The sequence below is a fragment of the Enemella evansiae genome, from assembly GCF_002250705.1.
Taxonomy (GTDB): domain Bacteria; phylum Actinomycetota; class Actinomycetes; order Propionibacteriales; family Propionibacteriaceae; genus Enemella; species Enemella evansiae.
The window spans coordinates 428,192-443,710 of sequence record NZ_NMVP01000001.1; the positions used below are offsets into that span (position 1 = coordinate 428,192).

15 protein-coding genes are annotated in these 15,519 nt (G+C 68.3%); 4 read left to right on the plus strand and 11 right to left on the minus strand.

Translation table 11 applies throughout. The features are described from left to right. Nucleotides 1-52 precede the first annotated feature (52 nt). Entirely contained in the window at nucleotides 53-2,152 is a 2,100-nt protein-coding gene (locus tag BI335_RS02045; protein WP_094358121.1) for a DNA gyrase/topoisomerase IV subunit B, read from the plus strand. 181 nt (nucleotides 2,153-2,333) lie between these two features. On the opposite strand, the gene BI335_RS02050 is transcribed toward BI335_RS02045, so the two are convergent. Both BI335_RS02050 and BI335_RS02055 read right to left on the minus strand, forming a co-directional pair. Further along, nucleotides 2,334-3,653: an LssY C-terminal domain-containing protein gene (locus BI335_RS02050; RefSeq protein ID WP_094406434.1), complete on the minus strand. Its 1,320-nt coding sequence runs from the start codon at nucleotides 3,651-3,653 to the stop codon at nucleotides 2,334-2,336. A 50-nt stretch (nucleotides 3,654-3,703) separates the two neighbouring features. Then, complete coding sequence (locus tag BI335_RS02055) at nucleotides 3,704-4,120, minus strand: VOC family protein (RefSeq protein WP_094406433.1); 417 nt, start codon at nucleotides 4,118-4,120, stop codon at nucleotides 3,704-3,706. Between the two features lie 132 nt (nucleotides 4,121-4,252). Between BI335_RS02055 and BI335_RS02060 the strand changes: the two genes are divergently transcribed. Further along, nucleotides 4,253-5,548 carry an MFS transporter gene (locus tag BI335_RS02060; protein WP_094406432.1) on the plus strand — a complete coding sequence of 432 codons (1,296 nt, stop codon included), beginning with the start codon at nucleotides 4,253-4,255 and terminating at the stop codon, nucleotides 5,546-5,548. Here BI335_RS02060 and BI335_RS21725 read toward each other — a convergent pair. From BI335_RS21725 to BI335_RS02090, 6 genes are all read right to left on the minus strand, one after another. Beyond that, nucleotides 5,523-6,101, minus strand: a complete 579-nt coding sequence (locus tag BI335_RS21725; RefSeq protein WP_094406431.1) for a PadR family transcriptional regulator — start codon at nucleotides 6,099-6,101, stop codon at nucleotides 5,523-5,525. The two genes, BI335_RS02060 and BI335_RS21725, sit on opposite strands and share 26 nt — an antisense overlap. Nucleotides 6,102-6,129: 28 nt before the next feature. Continuing rightward, entirely contained in the window at nucleotides 6,130-7,461 is a 1,332-nt protein-coding gene (locus BI335_RS02070) for an MFS transporter (protein WP_229118096.1), read from the minus strand. Continuing rightward, nucleotides 7,458-8,336 carry a VOC family protein gene (locus BI335_RS02075; RefSeq protein WP_094406430.1) on the minus strand — a complete coding sequence of 293 codons (879 nt, stop codon included), beginning with the start codon at nucleotides 8,334-8,336 and terminating at the stop codon, nucleotides 7,458-7,460. The genes BI335_RS02070 and BI335_RS02075 overlap by 4 nt, the downstream gene beginning before the upstream one ends. Further along, nucleotides 8,333-9,001, minus strand: a complete 669-nt coding sequence (locus tag BI335_RS02080; protein WP_094406429.1) for a class II aldolase/adducin family protein — start codon at nucleotides 8,999-9,001, stop codon at nucleotides 8,333-8,335. Before BI335_RS02080 ends, BI335_RS02075 begins: the two co-directional genes overlap by 4 nt. A gap of 132 nt (nucleotides 9,002-9,133) precedes the next feature. Continuing rightward, the gene (locus tag BI335_RS02085; RefSeq protein WP_094399904.1) at nucleotides 9,134-9,634 is read right to left on the minus strand and encodes a beta-class carbonic anhydrase; all 501 of its coding nucleotides are present in this window, start codon (nucleotides 9,632-9,634) and stop codon (nucleotides 9,134-9,136) included. A gap of 40 nt (nucleotides 9,635-9,674) precedes the next feature. After that, on the minus strand, nucleotides 9,675-10,181 hold the full coding sequence (locus tag BI335_RS02090) for a hypothetical protein (protein WP_094399906.1): 507 nt from the start codon (nucleotides 10,179-10,181) through the stop codon (nucleotides 9,675-9,677). An 88-nt stretch (nucleotides 10,182-10,269) separates the two neighbouring features. Here BI335_RS02090 and BI335_RS02095 point away from each other — a divergent pair, with 88 nt between their 5' ends. Next, entirely contained in the window at nucleotides 10,270-10,866 is a 597-nt protein-coding gene (locus BI335_RS02095; RefSeq protein WP_133625533.1) for a hypothetical protein, read from the plus strand. After that, nucleotides 10,850-11,464, plus strand: coding sequence for an OmpA family protein (locus tag BI335_RS02100; RefSeq protein ID WP_094406427.1), 615 nt, complete (start codon nucleotides 10,850-10,852; stop codon nucleotides 11,462-11,464). The genes BI335_RS02095 and BI335_RS02100 overlap by 17 nt, the downstream gene beginning before the upstream one ends. 3 nt (nucleotides 11,465-11,467) lie before the next feature. Here the strand turns inward: BI335_RS02100 and BI335_RS02105 are convergent, their stop codons facing one another. The 3 genes from BI335_RS02105 to BI335_RS21730 form a co-directional block, all read right to left on the minus strand. Further along, nucleotides 11,468-13,894: a DNA gyrase/topoisomerase IV subunit A gene (locus BI335_RS02105; RefSeq protein WP_094406426.1), complete on the minus strand. Its 2,427-nt coding sequence runs from the start codon at nucleotides 13,892-13,894 to the stop codon at nucleotides 11,468-11,470. Between the two features lie 104 nt (nucleotides 13,895-13,998). Then, nucleotides 13,999-14,289, minus strand: coding sequence for a nitroreductase/quinone reductase family protein (locus BI335_RS02110; protein WP_229119427.1), 291 nt, complete (start codon nucleotides 14,287-14,289; stop codon nucleotides 13,999-14,001). Beyond that, entirely contained in the window at nucleotides 14,189-15,502 is a 1,314-nt protein-coding gene (locus tag BI335_RS21730; protein ID WP_094406425.1) for an FAD-dependent monooxygenase, read from the minus strand. The genes BI335_RS02110 and BI335_RS21730 overlap by 101 nt, the downstream gene beginning before the upstream one ends. Between the last annotated feature and the right edge of the window lie 17 nt (nucleotides 15,503-15,519).

The window sequence follows — 15,519 nt, forward strand, 5'->3', positions numbered from 1 at the left end:
CCGCTCGGCGCGCGTCCCGGGCGTACGCCCACCCGGCGGGTAACCTGCCGGGGTGTCCGAAACCGCAGCTACTCGTACCGCCAAGAAAGCGGCCGCATCCGGTCATGACTACGAGGCCCGGCACCTGCTGGTGCTCGAGGGCCTGGAGGCCGTCCGCAAGCGGCCCGCGATGTACATCGGCTCCACCGACACCAAGGGGCTGATGCACTGCCTGTGGGAGATCATCGACAACTCCGTCGATGAGGCGCTGAGCGGCTTCGGGACCGAGATCGAGGTGGTGCTGGGTGCCGACGGCAGCATCCATGTCACCGACCATGCGCGCGGTATCCCGGTCGACATCGAACCGCGGACCGGGCTGTCGGGTGTCGAGGTCGTCTACACCAAGCTGCACGCCGGCGGGAAGTTCGGCGCCGGTTCCTACAACGCCACCGGCGGCCTGCACGGTGTCGGCGCCTCGGTGGTGAACGCGCTCTCGTCCCGGCTCGACGTCGAGGTGGACCGCAACTCCGCGACCTGGGGGATGTCCTTCAAACACGGTGTTCCCGGCACCTTCGACGGGGACGGTCCGAATGCCCCGTTCACCCCCGGCGGCGGCCTGCAGAAGCTGCGGAAGGCCAAGCGCGGGGTCACCGGGACCCGGGTCCGCTACTGGCCGGATCGCCAGATCTTCCTCAAGGACGCGAAACTCTCCCTCGAGCAGCTCTCCGGCCGCGCCCGGCAGACCAGCTTCCTGGTGCCCGGATTGACCATCGCGGTCCGCGACGAACGCAACCCCGACGAGGTGGTCGAGGAGGTGCACCGCCACGACGGCGGCATCTCCGAGTTCTGCGAGTATCTGGCGCCGGATCCGTCGGTGACCGAGGTGATCCGGTTGCAGGGCAGCGATGAGTTCACCGAGACCGTGCCGATGCTCGACGACAACGGTTCGCTCACCCCGACCGATGTGGACCGTGACCTCGAGGTGGACATCGCGCTGCGCTGGGGGACCGGGTACGAGACCACCACCCGCTCCTTCGTGAACATCATCGCCACGCCCAAGGGCGGCACCCACGTCACCGGTTACGAACGGGCGCTGACCAAGGCGATCAGCAAGGCGCTGGAGGGCAAACGGCTGCTCAAGTCGGGTGAGGAGATCACCAAGGACGACGCGCTGGAGGGCCTCACCTCGGTGGTGACGGTACGCCTGGCCGAGCCGCAGTTCGAGGGCCAGACCAAGGAGGTGCTCGGTACGCCGGCGGTGTCCCGACTGGTCACCAAGGTGGTCGAACGCGAGCTCGGCGAGTTCCTCGGCTCCAACAAGGCCGCGGTGAAGCAGCAGGCCCGCACCGTGCTGGAGAAGGTCGTCGCGGCCTCCCGGACCCGCGTCCAGGCCCGCGCCCACAAGGAGGCCCAGCGGCGCAAGAACGCGCTGGAATCCTCAACCCTGCCGGCAAAACTGAAGGACTGCCGGTCCAACGACGTGGACCGCTGCGAGCTGTTCATCGTCGAGGGTGACTCCGCGCTCGGCACCGCACAGCGGGCCCGCAACTCCGAATACCAGGCACTGCTGCCGATCCGCGGCAAGATCCTCAACGTGCAGAAGGCCTCGGTCGGTGACATGTTGAAGAACGTCGAGTGCTCCTCGATCATCCAGGTGGTCGGCGGGGGATCGGGACGCACCTTCGATCTGGACTCGGTGCGCTACGGCAAGATCATCTTCATGGCCGACGCCGACTCCGACGGGGCGCACATCCGCACCCTGCTGGCGACGCTGTTCTTCAAATACATGCGGCCGCTGCTCGACGCCGGGCGGGTGTTCACCGCGGTCCCGCCGCTGCACCGCTTCGAGATCACCAACCCCCGCAAGGGGATGGACAAGTACATCTACACCTACTCGGATGCGGAATACCAGCGCAAGGCCGCCGAGCTGGCGAAGAAGAACATCGCGTTCAAAGAACCCCAACGCTACAAGGGTCTGGGCGAGATGGACGCCGACCAGCTCAAGGAGACCACGATGTCGCCGCAGCACCGGATGCTGCGCCGGATGACCGTCGACGATGCCGCGATCGCCGAGGCCACCTTCGAGATGCTGATGGGCAACGATGTCGCCCCGCGCAAGGAGTTCATCGTCGAGGGCGCCTACACCATCGACGCCGAACAGATCGACGCGTAATTCTGTCGGCTCGCGCGCGGCGCGCGTTGATCCCCGCTCTTCGGCCCAGTCGTCGAAATCCCCGCGGGTGCTCGGCTGCCGGTTTGGTCGGGTGACGCGGGGGATTTCTCCTTGATGGGCCTGCATCGCGGGGGCGCGCCGCTGGACGCTCGCCTCCGGTTCTGCGGTGGCCGCGGTGCGCTCAGGGGAGTTCGACCTCGGGTCCGGTGCGGTCGCGGGTGACCCACGCGCGCACCGGGTCGGCGGTGATCGCCAGCAGCACCAGCACCGACACGCTGGCACCGAGCAGGGCGCTCGCCGAGAGGTCGGTCACCGCACCCCACAGGGCCTGCACGGCATCACCGGCGCAGACCAGCATCAGCAGGATCCGAGCCCACGGCCAGCGCGCCAGCGTACCCAGCCAGAGCAGCGTGGCCAGTACCGCGCCGATCGCGCTGCCCAGCAACTCCACCGAGTCATCGGGCGACAGTCCGGTCGCGGTCGGGCCGCCGGCGATCGCGATCCCGATACCAGCGAACAGCAGCGCGAGGATCTGCAGCGCCAGCAGAAATCCGATCACCAGCAGCTGGATCGGCGGCAGGGCGTGCTCGTGCTTCTGCGGCACCGCAGGCAATGCGGGGGAGTCGCTGCGGGCGGCCACTCCGCTGACATCGAGGATCGGCAGGTGACCATCGGTGTGCACCTGGTCGCCGCCACCGTTGCGGTGGTGGTAGGCGGTGGAGAAATCGTCGATCATCCGCACCGGGATCTGCGGGTCGGCGAAGCGGACGGTGTCGATGATGTAGTCGCGTTCGATGTCGATATCGGCATCGATCTTGTGGGTGATCTGGCCGGTGAACGCCGACAACCCCACCGAGCGGTCGTAGGTGCCGGCGGCCAGCCAGTCGACCCGCTGCCCACCCGGCAGCACCCAGCCCTGGGGCGTACGCCAGAACCGCACGTGATGCCGCTGGGCGGGATTGCCGTCCACCTCCTGCTGATAGGCGAACGCATGCCGTCGGCCGAACAGATGCAATCCCGACACCGGTGCGGCGGGATAGGAGCGGCCGGTGATCGAGGAGATGATCATCCCCCAGGCCGAGCGGGCGGTGATCTCATCGGCCTTCGTCCAGCCGGCGGCCAGCATCGCGGCGTGGATGTCGGCCTCGGTGCCGTCGACGGCGAGATTGATCGGATCGCCGAGCACCCCGTCCCCGGTCCGGGTCCGACCGATGAAGTAGTCCGGGACATAGAGGGTGGTGAACAGCTGATGCAACCGGGGCAGCGCCAGATAGGCCACCAACCCCCAGAACACCAGCAGATAGAGCACCGTGACCCAGGACCAGTTGAACCCCCGCAGCAGCACCACCGCCGCCAGCCAGAGCGTCAGACCCAGTGCGACCACCGCGACGATCACATCGATCAGGGTGTACAGCGAGATCCGCCGGGTGCTGTTCAACTTCACCGGGGGATGGCTGTAGCGCGGCGGCTCCAGCGGCACCGGGTACCGCTCCTGGGTCATTCACTCATCCTGACAGACCTCTCATCGGTCAGCCAGCATGGTGAGGCAGATCAGGTGCCGGGGGTGTCGAGGTTGAACGCCCAGGTGAGCCCGAACCGGTCGGTGAACTGGCCATAGACCGAACCCCAGGGCTGTTCGGCCAGCGGCACGTGCACCTCGGCACCGTCCGCGGAGAGCTGCTCGAACCAGCCGCGGGTCTGTGCGGTGTCGTCGGCGAAGATGCACACCTCGAAACCCTGCATCGGGGTTTGCGTGCCCATGCAGTCATCGGAGCCGTAGAGGGTGAAGTCGTCGGTCTTCAGCTGGGCGTGCACGACCAGCTCCTCCGCTCCGGGCGGGGTGCCGCCGGGCATGTCCGTGCCCCGCAGGATCACCGGTTCGGCGCCGAACACCTTGCCGTAGGCGGCGAACGCCTCCGCGGCGCAGTTGGTGGTGTAGTGGACATAGGGGGCGAGGTAGGTCTGCATGGTCGGGTCCCTTCGTGCGGCTGACTGCTGGGGTTGACGCTAGTCGGTGCCCGCGGCGGCCCGCTTCTCCGATCTTGCGCCGCGTCAATGGAAAGTCCGGCGTTACCGGAGGGTGCCCGCTAGCCTGTCGCCGTGAGTACCGTCACCTCGGCACCGGCGCACGGCGATCGGCGTACCGTCATCTCCTGGTGTCTGTGGGATTTCGGGTCGAACGCGTTCAACACCGTGATGCTGTCCTTCGTCTTCTCGGTCTATGTGACCTCGGCGGTGGCGGAGAATCCCGAACGTGGCCAGCAGGTGTTCGCGAACTGGCAGACGGTGGCCGGCATCGTGGTGGCGCTGGCGGCGCCGGTGGTCGGTGCCTGGGGGGATCGGGTACGCAACCGCAAGGCCGTGCTCGGCGTGCTCACCCTGATCGTGGTCGCCTGCGTCGCGGCCTGCTGGTTCGTCCGGCCCGAGGATCAGTACCTGTTCCTCGGCGCGGGACTGATCGCCGGGGCCCAGGTCGCCCAGGGGATGGCTGAGATCTTCTACAACGCCATGCTCAGCCAGATCTCCACCCCCACCACGATCGGGCGGATCTCGGGACTGGCCTGGGGGCTCGGCTACTTCGGCGGGGTGATCTGTCTGGTGGTCGCCGCGGTCGGCTTCGTGCAGAACGCCTTCGGATTGCCGACCGCCGACTCGATCAACATCCGCGGGATCGCGCTGTTCTGCGCCGCCTGGTTGCTGTTGATGTCGATCCCGGTGATGTTCTTCGGCCCGCCGGCGTTGCCGCGGCAACGCAGCAACCGGTTCAGCCCGCTGCGGGCGTACGCCGAGGTGGTGCGGATCCTGCGCGGTCGGCCGAAGCTGGCGCATTTCCTGCTCGCCTCGGCCATCTATCGCGATGGATTGACCGCGGTGTTCACCTTCGCCGGGGTGATCGCGGCCACCTCCTACGGCTTCGCCCCCACCGAGGTCCTCTATTTCGGGCTGGCCGCCAACATCGTCGCGGCGGTCGGCACCTGGGTCTTCGGCAGCCTCGACGATCGGCTGGGTCCGCGGCCGGTGATCGTCGGCACCCTGATCGCGATGGTCATCACGGGGCTGATCATCGTGCTCTTCCCGGCGAAGCTGGTCTTCTGGATCGGTGGCATGGTGATCTCCTCGATGGTCGGTGCGGTGCAGTCCGCCTCGCGCACCCTGCTGGTGCGGATCCTGGAACCCGGTGAGGACAACGAGATCTTCGGGTTGTACGCCACCGTCGGGCGGGCGGTCAGCTTCCTGGCACCCGCCCTGGTGGCGTTGTTCACCGCGATGTTCGGGGTCCGGCTGGGGTTGCTGGGGATCATCGTCACGCTGCTGCTGGGGCTGGCGGTTTTCTGGCCGTTGCGGATCACCGGGGTGACCCACGACCGGGTCAGCTCGTCTCCGCCAGCACCCTGATCAACGCCTCCGCCTGCTCGGCACGGGTCGTCGCGATCGCTGCCTGGGCGGAGAAAACCTGCGCCTTCACCCGGGTGATCCGGTCGTGTTCGGCGGCCGGCCGGTGGGTCAACCGTTCCCGGATCAGCGGGGTGATCCCGGCCGCCAGCTCGGTGGCGTGCGAGGTGGCGCGCAGGGCCGCCTCGCGCTGCCCGTCGGCGTAGGCCCGCAGCACGCCCCGGGCACGCTCCGGGTCGACCTCATCGAGGAACACCGCCTGCAACCAGAACGGGTCCTTCTCCGCCGAGGTCGGATGTGCGGTCCCCACCCAGTCGAGGAATTCCGCGCGGCCGGCGTCGGTGATCGCATAGGTCACCCGACGCTGGTGCTGACCGCGGGTGCCCTCGCTGCCCGAGACCAGGCCCTCGTCGACCAGTTTTCCCAACAGGGGATAGATCTGCGAGTGCCGGGCAGACCACAACCAGCCCATCCCGGAGTCGAAGAACTGACTCAGGTCGTAGCCGGTCATCTCCCGGGCGGCGAGGACGCCGAGGATCGCGTGCCGAAGGCTCATGCCCCAATCGTAGGGGTCTGCGTGTGCCTCAGCGGTGCTGCTCCGATGAGGGTTCGCTGATCGCGCTGGGGGTGGGGGACTTCGGCACCAGGGCGGCGGCGATCGCACCGAGCACGGCCACCACCGCGAACAGATAGAAGTTCCACCCGGCGCCGAGCGAGGAGGCCAGCACCAACCCGCCGAGCAGCGGCCCGCAGATCGCACCGAGCCGGCCGATGCCCAGCGACCAGCTGATGCCGGTGGTGCGCAGCGCGGCAGGGTAGTAGCGGGTGACGAACGGGTTGATCAGCGTCTGGGTGCCGATGGCACCGTAGCCGCCGATCGCGACCAGCAGGTAGAGCACGATCACGTTCGGGTTGAAGCTGAGGATCACCGCGCTGATCGCGGCCAGCGCGAAGGAGACGGCGATCACCGGCTTGGAGCCGATCCGGTCGGCGATGGTGGCACCGACCACGAGTCCGAGAATCGAACCCAGGTTGAAGACCAGCAGGAAGGACAGTGCGGAGCCCAGCGGGTAGCCCTGTTTGCGCATGATCTCCGGCAGCCAGGTGTTCAACCCGTAGACCAGCAGCAGCGCACAGAAGGTGGAGACCCAGAACAGCACGGTCGGCAGCGCCAGCCCGCCGCTGAAGAGCCGGCTGAGGCGGACCTTGCCGGGGCCTTCGTCGTGGGTGGTCGGCTCGACCAGGCCGAGCCGGTCGGCGAGCCGGTACGCCTGGTCGCGGCGTCCCTTCGCCATCAGGAACTCGATGGACTCCGGCAGCCACTTCAGTGCCGGCAGGCAGACGATCAGCAGCGGCAGCGCGCCGATCCAGTACATCGCGCGCCAACCGAAGGCGGGCATCACCAGGATGCCGAGCAGGGCGGCCAGGATGCCGCCGACAGCGAAACCGGACTGCATCATCCCGTAGATGAAGTTGCTGCGTTCGCGGGGTGCGTACTCGACGACCACCGCGGCCGCGGTCGGCATGCAGGCCCCGAGTCCCAACCCACACAGGAAACGGGCGACGGCGAAGAGGGTGACGCTCGGGGCGATCGCGCAGACGATCATCCACAGCGAGAACCAGGCGACGGAGGCGATCAGCACCTTCCGCCGCCCGACCCGGTCGGCGAGGGAACCGATCACCAGGGCGCCGATCATCATGCCGATCAGGGAATAGGAGCCGATCGCACCGGCCTGCGCGGGGCCGATGCCCCATTCGGCCATCAGCTTGGGAATCGTGGTGCCGTAGACCACCAGGTCATAACCGTCGAAGGTGATCGAGAGCCCGCAGATCAGCACCAGGCCGATCAGCCGGTTGCCGGTGAGTCCCTCGGTCCGCGTACCCGTCGCTGCCTGCGTCGTGTTCGCCGCGGTCACTTGTTGCGCTCCGACCAGGGCGTACCGGCCTTGGGCAGCAGTCCCTTCCACATGTCGATGAAGTCGATCTCGCTGGGCTCGAAGTCGCGCGGCACCCAGGGCTGGTCCTCGGGAATCTCGCGGACACCGAAGGAGTACTCCCAGGTGACGTCCTCGGGGCCCTTGAAATAGAGGAAGACCGCGGTGGACTGGGGGTGGCGGCCCGGGCCGGCGATGATCTTGATGCCGTGGTGCTCCAGGAAGCGCCAGTTGCGCATCAGGTCGTCGATGCTGGCGACCTGGAAGTTGACGTGCCCGAGACCGGTCTGGTCGGCGAAGACGGCCAGCTTGTGGTGCACCGGGTCGAACCGCATCAGCACGGCGTTCGCGCCGATCCGGTCGGAGACCTTCAAGTTGAAGTGTTTGGTCCAGAACTTCTCGGCCTCCTTCACATCGGGGGCCTCCAGGCCGAGATGGCCGAACTCGGTGATGCCGACCGGGCGGGTGAAGGCGACCGGTCGGGACTCGGTGTGGGTCTGGCCGGAGACCAGTTCGACGACATTGCCGGCCGGGTCGGAGAAGGAGATGAACGCCAGCACGTGCCGCTCCGCGCACTCGTCGGCAGTTCCTTCGTGCACGTCGATTCCGGCGGCCCGCAGCTCCTCGGCAGCCGCGGCCAGTGCGGCCTCGTCGGCGAGGCTGAAGGCGCTGGAGAGCGCCCGCGGTTCACCGGGGACGAACTGGACGCAGTGCCGCCGGTTGTCGGCGCGGAAGGTGGCGACCTGGTCGGTGTGCTCCACCAGTTCGAGTCCCACGATCTCGGTGGCGAAGGCGACCTGGGTGTCGAGGTCGCGGGTGCCGATCCGCACGTAGGCCAGATCCTGCAGGTTGATCATCGGTTGTTCTCCTCATCGGTGTGGTCCAGATGGGCCCAGATACGGCCCAGCAGTTCGGTCTCGGTGGCCCGCCAGGCGGCCTGCTCGGTTTCGCTGAGTGGGGTGGGATTCCCGGCGGCAGCGGCGGTGGTGTTCATCCGGGCGGAGGCCTCCAGCACCCACATCCGGGCGACGGCCCGGCCGGGGTCGGCGGCCACGGTGAGCGCACCGTTGCCTTTCAGGATCAGGGCGGGATCGTCACCGAGGGCCCTGGCCAGGCGTACGCCGCGATCGCTGTCACGGACCAGTTCGGCCTCGGTGAAGACCGGCACGGGTACGCCGCAGAAGGTGCCCTGGCCGTGCAGGGGCTGGATCGCCACTCCGGCGGAGGCGAGCGCGGTCGCCACCTCGGGCTGGGCTCGGCAGATCGCGGCCACATCGGGACGGGCGCGATAGATGGCCAGATGCAGCCAGGCCTCCTTGGGAATGCCGGGCGGCAGTTCGTCGGCGTCCAGCGGGATGCTGCGACACAGGTCGGAGCGGGCCTGGCTGAGCGGCAGTGGTGGGGTGATCACCAGCTCCTTGCCGGCGCGCATCGAGACGTGACCGAACGCGGTCGCCAGGTTGTTGCGGGCGACGGCATGGGCGGCGCGGCAGAGCGTCTTGGTGGATCCTTGTCGAACCATGAGCCGAGTCCACCACGCCTATCCAAACATGTCAACTATGACATAGTTGGGTCCAGGTATGGCCGGCCCGGTCGGGGGCCGGGCCGGCCGGGCTCGTTGTGCTGGGTGTGTTGGTTGTGCTGGTCCGTCGGCTCAGAGCACCTGGGTCAGTCGCCCGGTGTCCACGTCGTAGAGGAATCCGCCGATCTCGACCCGGTTGTCCTGGAGCAGCGGATGGGTGCGCAGTCGGCGTACGTCGTAGCTGAGGCCGGCGCGCTGGTCCGGGCTGGAGCCCAGCACCATGCCGTGGATGTCCACTCCGGTCGCCTCGAGCACCTTGTCCGCGATGGCCGCATCGTCACCGGAGGCCATCGCGCACCGGGTGTGCGGGACGACCATGATCCGCTGCACGTTCAGCAGGTGGACCCCGAGGATGCAGCCCACCAGCGCGTCCGGGGTGATCCGGCCACCGGGGGTACGCATGATCTTGGCATCACCCAGCCCGAGACCGAGCAGCTGCAACGGCTCGATCCGGGAATCCATGCAGGTGATGATTGCCACGCCCGCCCGGGCGATGCCGTCGAACCCGCCCTCGGTGAAGTTGGCTGCGTATTCGGCGTTTGCGGCAAGAAGATCGTCGAAGCCTTGACTCATGGGTGCAGCCTAGGGCTCGCGAGCGTTGTGATTGGACTGGTCACGCGATCTGGGCACCGGCGGAGGCCAGGATCTGGCGCCAGGGGTCGATCGCCTCCTTGGCTGCGGCACCGTCGGCGGCCATCTTGGCGCTGGCCTCGGCGCCGAAGCGGAACACCGACCCGCGGGCGACCTGGAGCAGGGTGACGTAGTTCTGATCGGCGGGATTCTCCCCGTGTCGGTTGGCGATCTCACCGGCGGTGCGTTGCAGATAGTCGACCATCACCGGCGGGAACTCCGGGGACAGCGAGGTCCCGATCCCGCTGATGGCGTACTTCTCGCCGTTCACGGTGAGGTGCAGGATGTTGGTGATCGAGAACTTCGCCTGCACGCTCGTCGCCGGGACGGCGAAGATGATCCCGTCGGCCACCCCGAGGCGCAAGGTGTTCGAGTCGAACAGCTCCAGGATCACCGGGACCGTCTTGCGGCCGTTCCACTTGCTCTGCTGCCAGTAGAGACCCGCCGCGGTGAGCGGGATGCCGATCTGGTCGGGCGGAACCATCGTCATGGGGGTGACGATACCGCCGGGTGCCCACGCTCATCGTCGGTCGGCTCTCGGGGCTCTTATAGTTGTGTCCCTACTCGGGGAGGTGGCCATGAGGACCGCAACGGCTGTGATTGCGTCGACCCTGCTGCTGAGTGGGTGCGGCATGGTGGGTGGGAGCCAGCAACAACCCGCACCGACAGTCAGCGAGCCGGCGGGCGCTCCATCAGCGGGGGCGTCGTCGGCGGGCGGTGGCCAGCCGGTGGCAACGCCCAGCGTGTCGGGCACCATTCCGCCGCTGGGCGATCCGATCGGCAGTCGGAACATCAAGGTCGGCGGGAACAGCTACGATCTCGATCTGTACCCGTTGCGACGCGGTGAGGGCGTGGTCACCCTGAACGCCCGGGTGCGCTACACCTCGGTGACGGGCTCGCCGTCGAAGGAGCTGCTCAGCGCGAGTGGCGCTTTCAACGAGGTGACCGGGGAGACCAACGGCTTCACCCTGATCGACGCGGCGAACAAGAAGCTCTACCGTCCGGCCAAGGGCCAGAGCGACAGATCCCTGTGCGCTCCGCAGATGCCGTCGTCGGCGAAGACCGGTGACGAACTGTATGTGAGTTGTGTTTTCGGCGCACCGCCACCTGGGGTGACGACGGTGGCGGTGGGCGCGTCGAGGTTCGGGAGCTTCGACAATGTCCCGCTCGGGTGAGCGCCGGGGCCCACACCGGGTCGTCGCCATCGGATTGGCCGGCCTGGCCGGTCTCGGGCTTGCGGTGAACGGCGGGGGCCTCGGGGCAGCGGCACCCAGTGCCACGCCGTCGGTGAAGTCGGTCTGGGCACCGACCCCGATGCCGGCGCCGGTGCAGAAACCGGTGGAGGACATCCAGGGCGGCGAGCCGATCGACATCCTGGCGGTAACCGAGGACACCGAGGGCACCGCGCAGGTTGCCGAGGGCCCACGGACCACCGACGTCACGTTGAACAGCAATGTGTTGTTCGCCAAGGACAGCGACGTGATCCGGCCCGAGGCGAAGGCACGGTTGAATGAGGTGACCGCTCAGCTCAAGCAGCAGGGCCCCGGGCGGCTGGCGATCGTCGGCTACACCGACGATCTGGGTTCCAGCGAGCACGGCCTGGACCTCTCGCGGCGCCGGGCGGCGGCGGTGCGGGCCATCGTCGAGCCCGGCCTGCCGGGGGTGACGATCACCACCGAGGGCCGGGGGGAGGCGGATCCGGTGGTTCCCAACACCAGCGAGGAGAACCGGGCCAAGAACCGGCGGGTGGAGCTGCACTACACCAAGAGCTGAACGTCAGGCCGAGGCGATCGCCGCGATCGACTGGGCGGCCGGCGTACCGGACCCGTCGCGGCGCGGATCGATCTCCGGCAGCTCGATCGCGGTGCCCGAACCGGCGCTGGCGATCGCCGGGGCCGCACCGGCCCAGGCGAGCTGCAGCCGGTCTTCGCCCTTCAGGAAGCGGTGGCAGCGCATCCCGCCCGTGGCGCGGCCCTTGCTCGGGTACGCGTCCAGCGGGGTCACCTTCACCGAACCGGAATCGGTTCCCGGCAAGGAATCCCCGGACCCGGCGACCGTCACCACGACCGACCCGTCGGCCGGGGCAGCGCCGAAGAACACCGCCTCGGCGCCGGCGCCGAGCTTGATCCCGGCCATCCCGCCGGCGGTGCGACCCTGCGGGCGTACCTTGTCGGCACCGAAATGCAGCAGTTGCGCATCGGAGGTGATGAACACCAGCTGCGCGGTCTCATCGGTGAGTTCGACGGCTCCGACCAGCTGATCCTTCGGCGCCAGGGCAATCACCTCCCACTCGTCGCGGCCGAGCACCTCGGGACGGACGCGCTTCACCACACCCTGGGCGGTGCCCAGTGCCAGCCCGGGGGATTCCGGGTCGAGGGTGGTCAGGCAGAGCACCCGCTCGTTCCGCTGCAGGGCAACGAGTTCCTTGAGCCGCGAACCACCGGACAGGTTCGGTGCGTTCGCGGTCCGCGGCACGGTCGGGAGGTCGATCGCGTTCAACCGGATCAACCGGCCCGCCGTGGTGATCACCCCGAAGTCGGCCCGCGCGGTGGCCCTGATGCGGGAGCTGATCACATCGTGCTTGGAGCGGGATTCCCTGTCCGGCAAGGGATCCTCGCCGTCCAGCCGGGCGATCAGGCCGGTCGCCGACAACAGCAGCCAGCAGGGGTCGTCGGCGACCTCGAGCGGTCCGGCGCTGGTCACCTGACCAGAGGAGGCGAGCAGCACGGTCCGCCGCGGCGTACCGAATTTCTTGGCGACCTCGGCCAGTTCGTCGTTGACCACCTGCCGCAGCCGGTCGTCGTTGTCGATGATCTCGGTGAGCTCGGCGATCCGCTTCTTGAGCTCCTCGCGTTCGGACTCCAGCTCGATCCGGGAGTACTTGGTCAGCCGGCGCAGCTGCATGTCCAGGATGTAATTCGCCTGGGTCTCGGTGAGTTCGAAGACCTCGATCAACCGGGAGCGGGCGGCCCCGGCATCGTCGGCGGCGCGGATGATCGCGATCACGTCGTCGATGTCCAGGATCGCGATCAGCAGGCCCTCGACCAGGTGCAGCCGGTCCAACGCGCGGTCACGGTTGTAGGTGGTGCGGCGCAGCACGACCTGCAGTCGGTGCTCCAGATAGACGGTGAGCATGTCGTGCAGGGTCAGCGTGCGCGGCTGCCCCTCGACCAGTGCGACCGAGTTGATCGAATAGGAGTCCTCGAGCTTGGTCTGCCGGAAAAGCTGCTCCAGCAGGGCTTCGGGGTTGATGCCGTTCTTCACCTCGATCACCAACCGGGTGCCGGAATCCAGGTCGGACAGATCCTTGACGTCGGCGATGCCCTGCAGCTTCTTGTTCTGCACAAGGGTTTTGATCTGTTCGATGATCTTTTCGGGCCCGATCGTGTAAGGCAGCTCGCTGACCACGATGCCCTTGCGCCGGCCGAACTGCTCGATCCGGGTGGTGGCGCGGATCTTGAACGAACCCTTGCCGGTGGCGTACGCGTCCGCGATGCCGTCCAGGCCGACGATCTTGCCGCCGGTCGGCAGGTCCGGGCCGGGGATGAACCGCATCAGCGTGTCCAGCTGGGCGTTGGGATGCTTGAGCAGGTGACGCAGCGCCTGCACCACCTCGACCAGATTGTGCGGCGGGATGTTGGTGGCCATGCCGACCGCGATCCCGGTGGTGCCGTTGACCAGCAGATTCGGGAAGGCGGCCGGCAGGACGACCGGTTCGGATTCCTTGCCGTCGTAGTTGGGCCGGAAGTCGACGGTGTCCTGGTCGAGTTCGGCGGTCATCGCCTCCGCGGGCGAGTCCATCCGGCACTCGGTGTAACGCATCGCGGCGGGGCCGGCATCGGGGGAGCCGAAGTTGCCGTGCCCGTCGATCAGTGGCAAGCGCATGGTCCACGGCTGGGCGAGGCGAACCAGGGCATCGTAGATCGCGCTGTCACCGTGCGGGTGGTACTGACCCATCACCTGGCCGACCACGCGGGCGCACTTCACGAACGCCCGGTCCGGTCGCAGATTCATCTCATCCATCGCGAACAGGATTCGCCGCTGCACCGGCTTGAGGCCGTCGCGGGCATCGGGCAGCGCGCGGGCGTAGATGACCGAGTAGGCGTACTCGAGGAAGGACGTCTGCATCTCCGAGGAGACGTCGATGTCGATGATCTTCTCGCTCACCTCGTCATCGATCACTTCGGTCTTCTTGCGCGCCATGCCTCGTCTCTCCGGTCGGGGCCCGTTCAGCCGGGCAGCGCCCATTGTCCCACCGCGGACCAGCGGCGCCCCGCTGCGGCCCGGCGTGTCGGGGTTCCCGGGGTTCAACCCTCGCGGAGCAACCGGTAGTCGCGCTTGCGGAGCAGGCGCAGCAGCAGCCGGGCCGGGGCGGGGAAGGCCCGCAGGCCCTCGTCGGCGCTCATCGGTTCGATGGCGACGATCCGGTGCTCGCGACCTCGCACCAGCACGGTGCATTCACCGGCCGCGACGATGTTGCGGTACCAGTCGACCCTGTCACCCCAGGTGAGTTCGGCGACGAAACCACCGGGGACCGGTGCCAGGATCAGCGGGGTCTCGAACCGTCGCCCGGATCGGCGGCCGACGTGGCGGACCAGCGAGAACGGGCCGCGGCCGGCGTACGCCATCCGGAGGGTGAGCGGGTTGAGGCGCTTGCCGACCAGGGCGAGTGCGCGCTGTCGGACGGACTTCGTGGACATGGTTGACCTCCGCTTGTTCATGAGACACCGCTGGCCAGGGCGGCCGCTCGGCGTTGCACCAGGCTGCTGCACCCGGCCACCCGGAGCGCACCCGGCAGGGCTCGGCGTACCCAGGACCGCCGGTTGGTCGCCAACCCGAACAGGACACCGGTGCCGCGGACCACCCGGCGAGCGGCGGCGCGTCGCCTGGTACGCCACAGGGCGACCGCCTCTGGCCCGTCGACCAGTGCCGGGCGAGCTCGATGCCATCCCGGATGCCGAGGTTCATGCCCTGGCCGCCGACGGGGGAGTGCACGTGAGCCGCATCCCCGATCAGGTTCAGCGGGCCGTCGCCGAAGGAGGCCGCCAGCCGGTGCTGGGCGGTGAAGGTCGACACCCAGGCCACCTCGGTGATCCGGGGCCGGGTCGGGGTGCGTTCGTCGAGCAGCTGCTGGAGCCGGGCTCGATCCGGTTCCCGATCCGCCGGCACGTCGGCGATCACCCTGGTCAGCCGATCGGGCAGCGCACCCAGCACGATCATTCCGGCCTCCTCCAACCGCACCGTCAGACCGGTCGGTGGCTCATCCAGCCGGACGTCGGCGACCACGAAGTGCTGCGGATCGCTGGTACCGGGGAAGCCGATACCGGCCGCCCGGCGCAGCACGCTGCCGATCCCGTCGGCCGCCACCACCTGCGGTGCCGCACACACCGAACCGTCGGCCAGGCGTACCCCCTCCTCGGCCAGCCCGGCCACCGTCACCCCGGTCCGCAACTCGACGCCCAGTTCGCTGGATCGCCGCCACAGCAGGGATTCGGTGACCTCCTGGGAAACCAGCAGAGCATAGGGGAAGCGGCTGTCGATGTGCTGGAAATCCACGCGCAGCAGGGTCCGGTCACCGTGCTCCATGGTCAGCGACCGGGCCGGTTCACCGGCGGCGATCAGCGGCTCGGCGACGTCGATGGCATCGAGCTGCTCCAGGGTGCGGGCGTGCACCACCAGCGCGCGGGAGTGCCGACGGGGCTCGGTGCGCCGCTCCAGCACCTGGACCCGCAGGCCGAGTCGGGCGGCGGCCGCCGCGGTGGCCAGACCGGCGGGTCCGGCACCGACGATGAGGAGATCGGGAGTGTTCATGGGTCAACGATCCACCG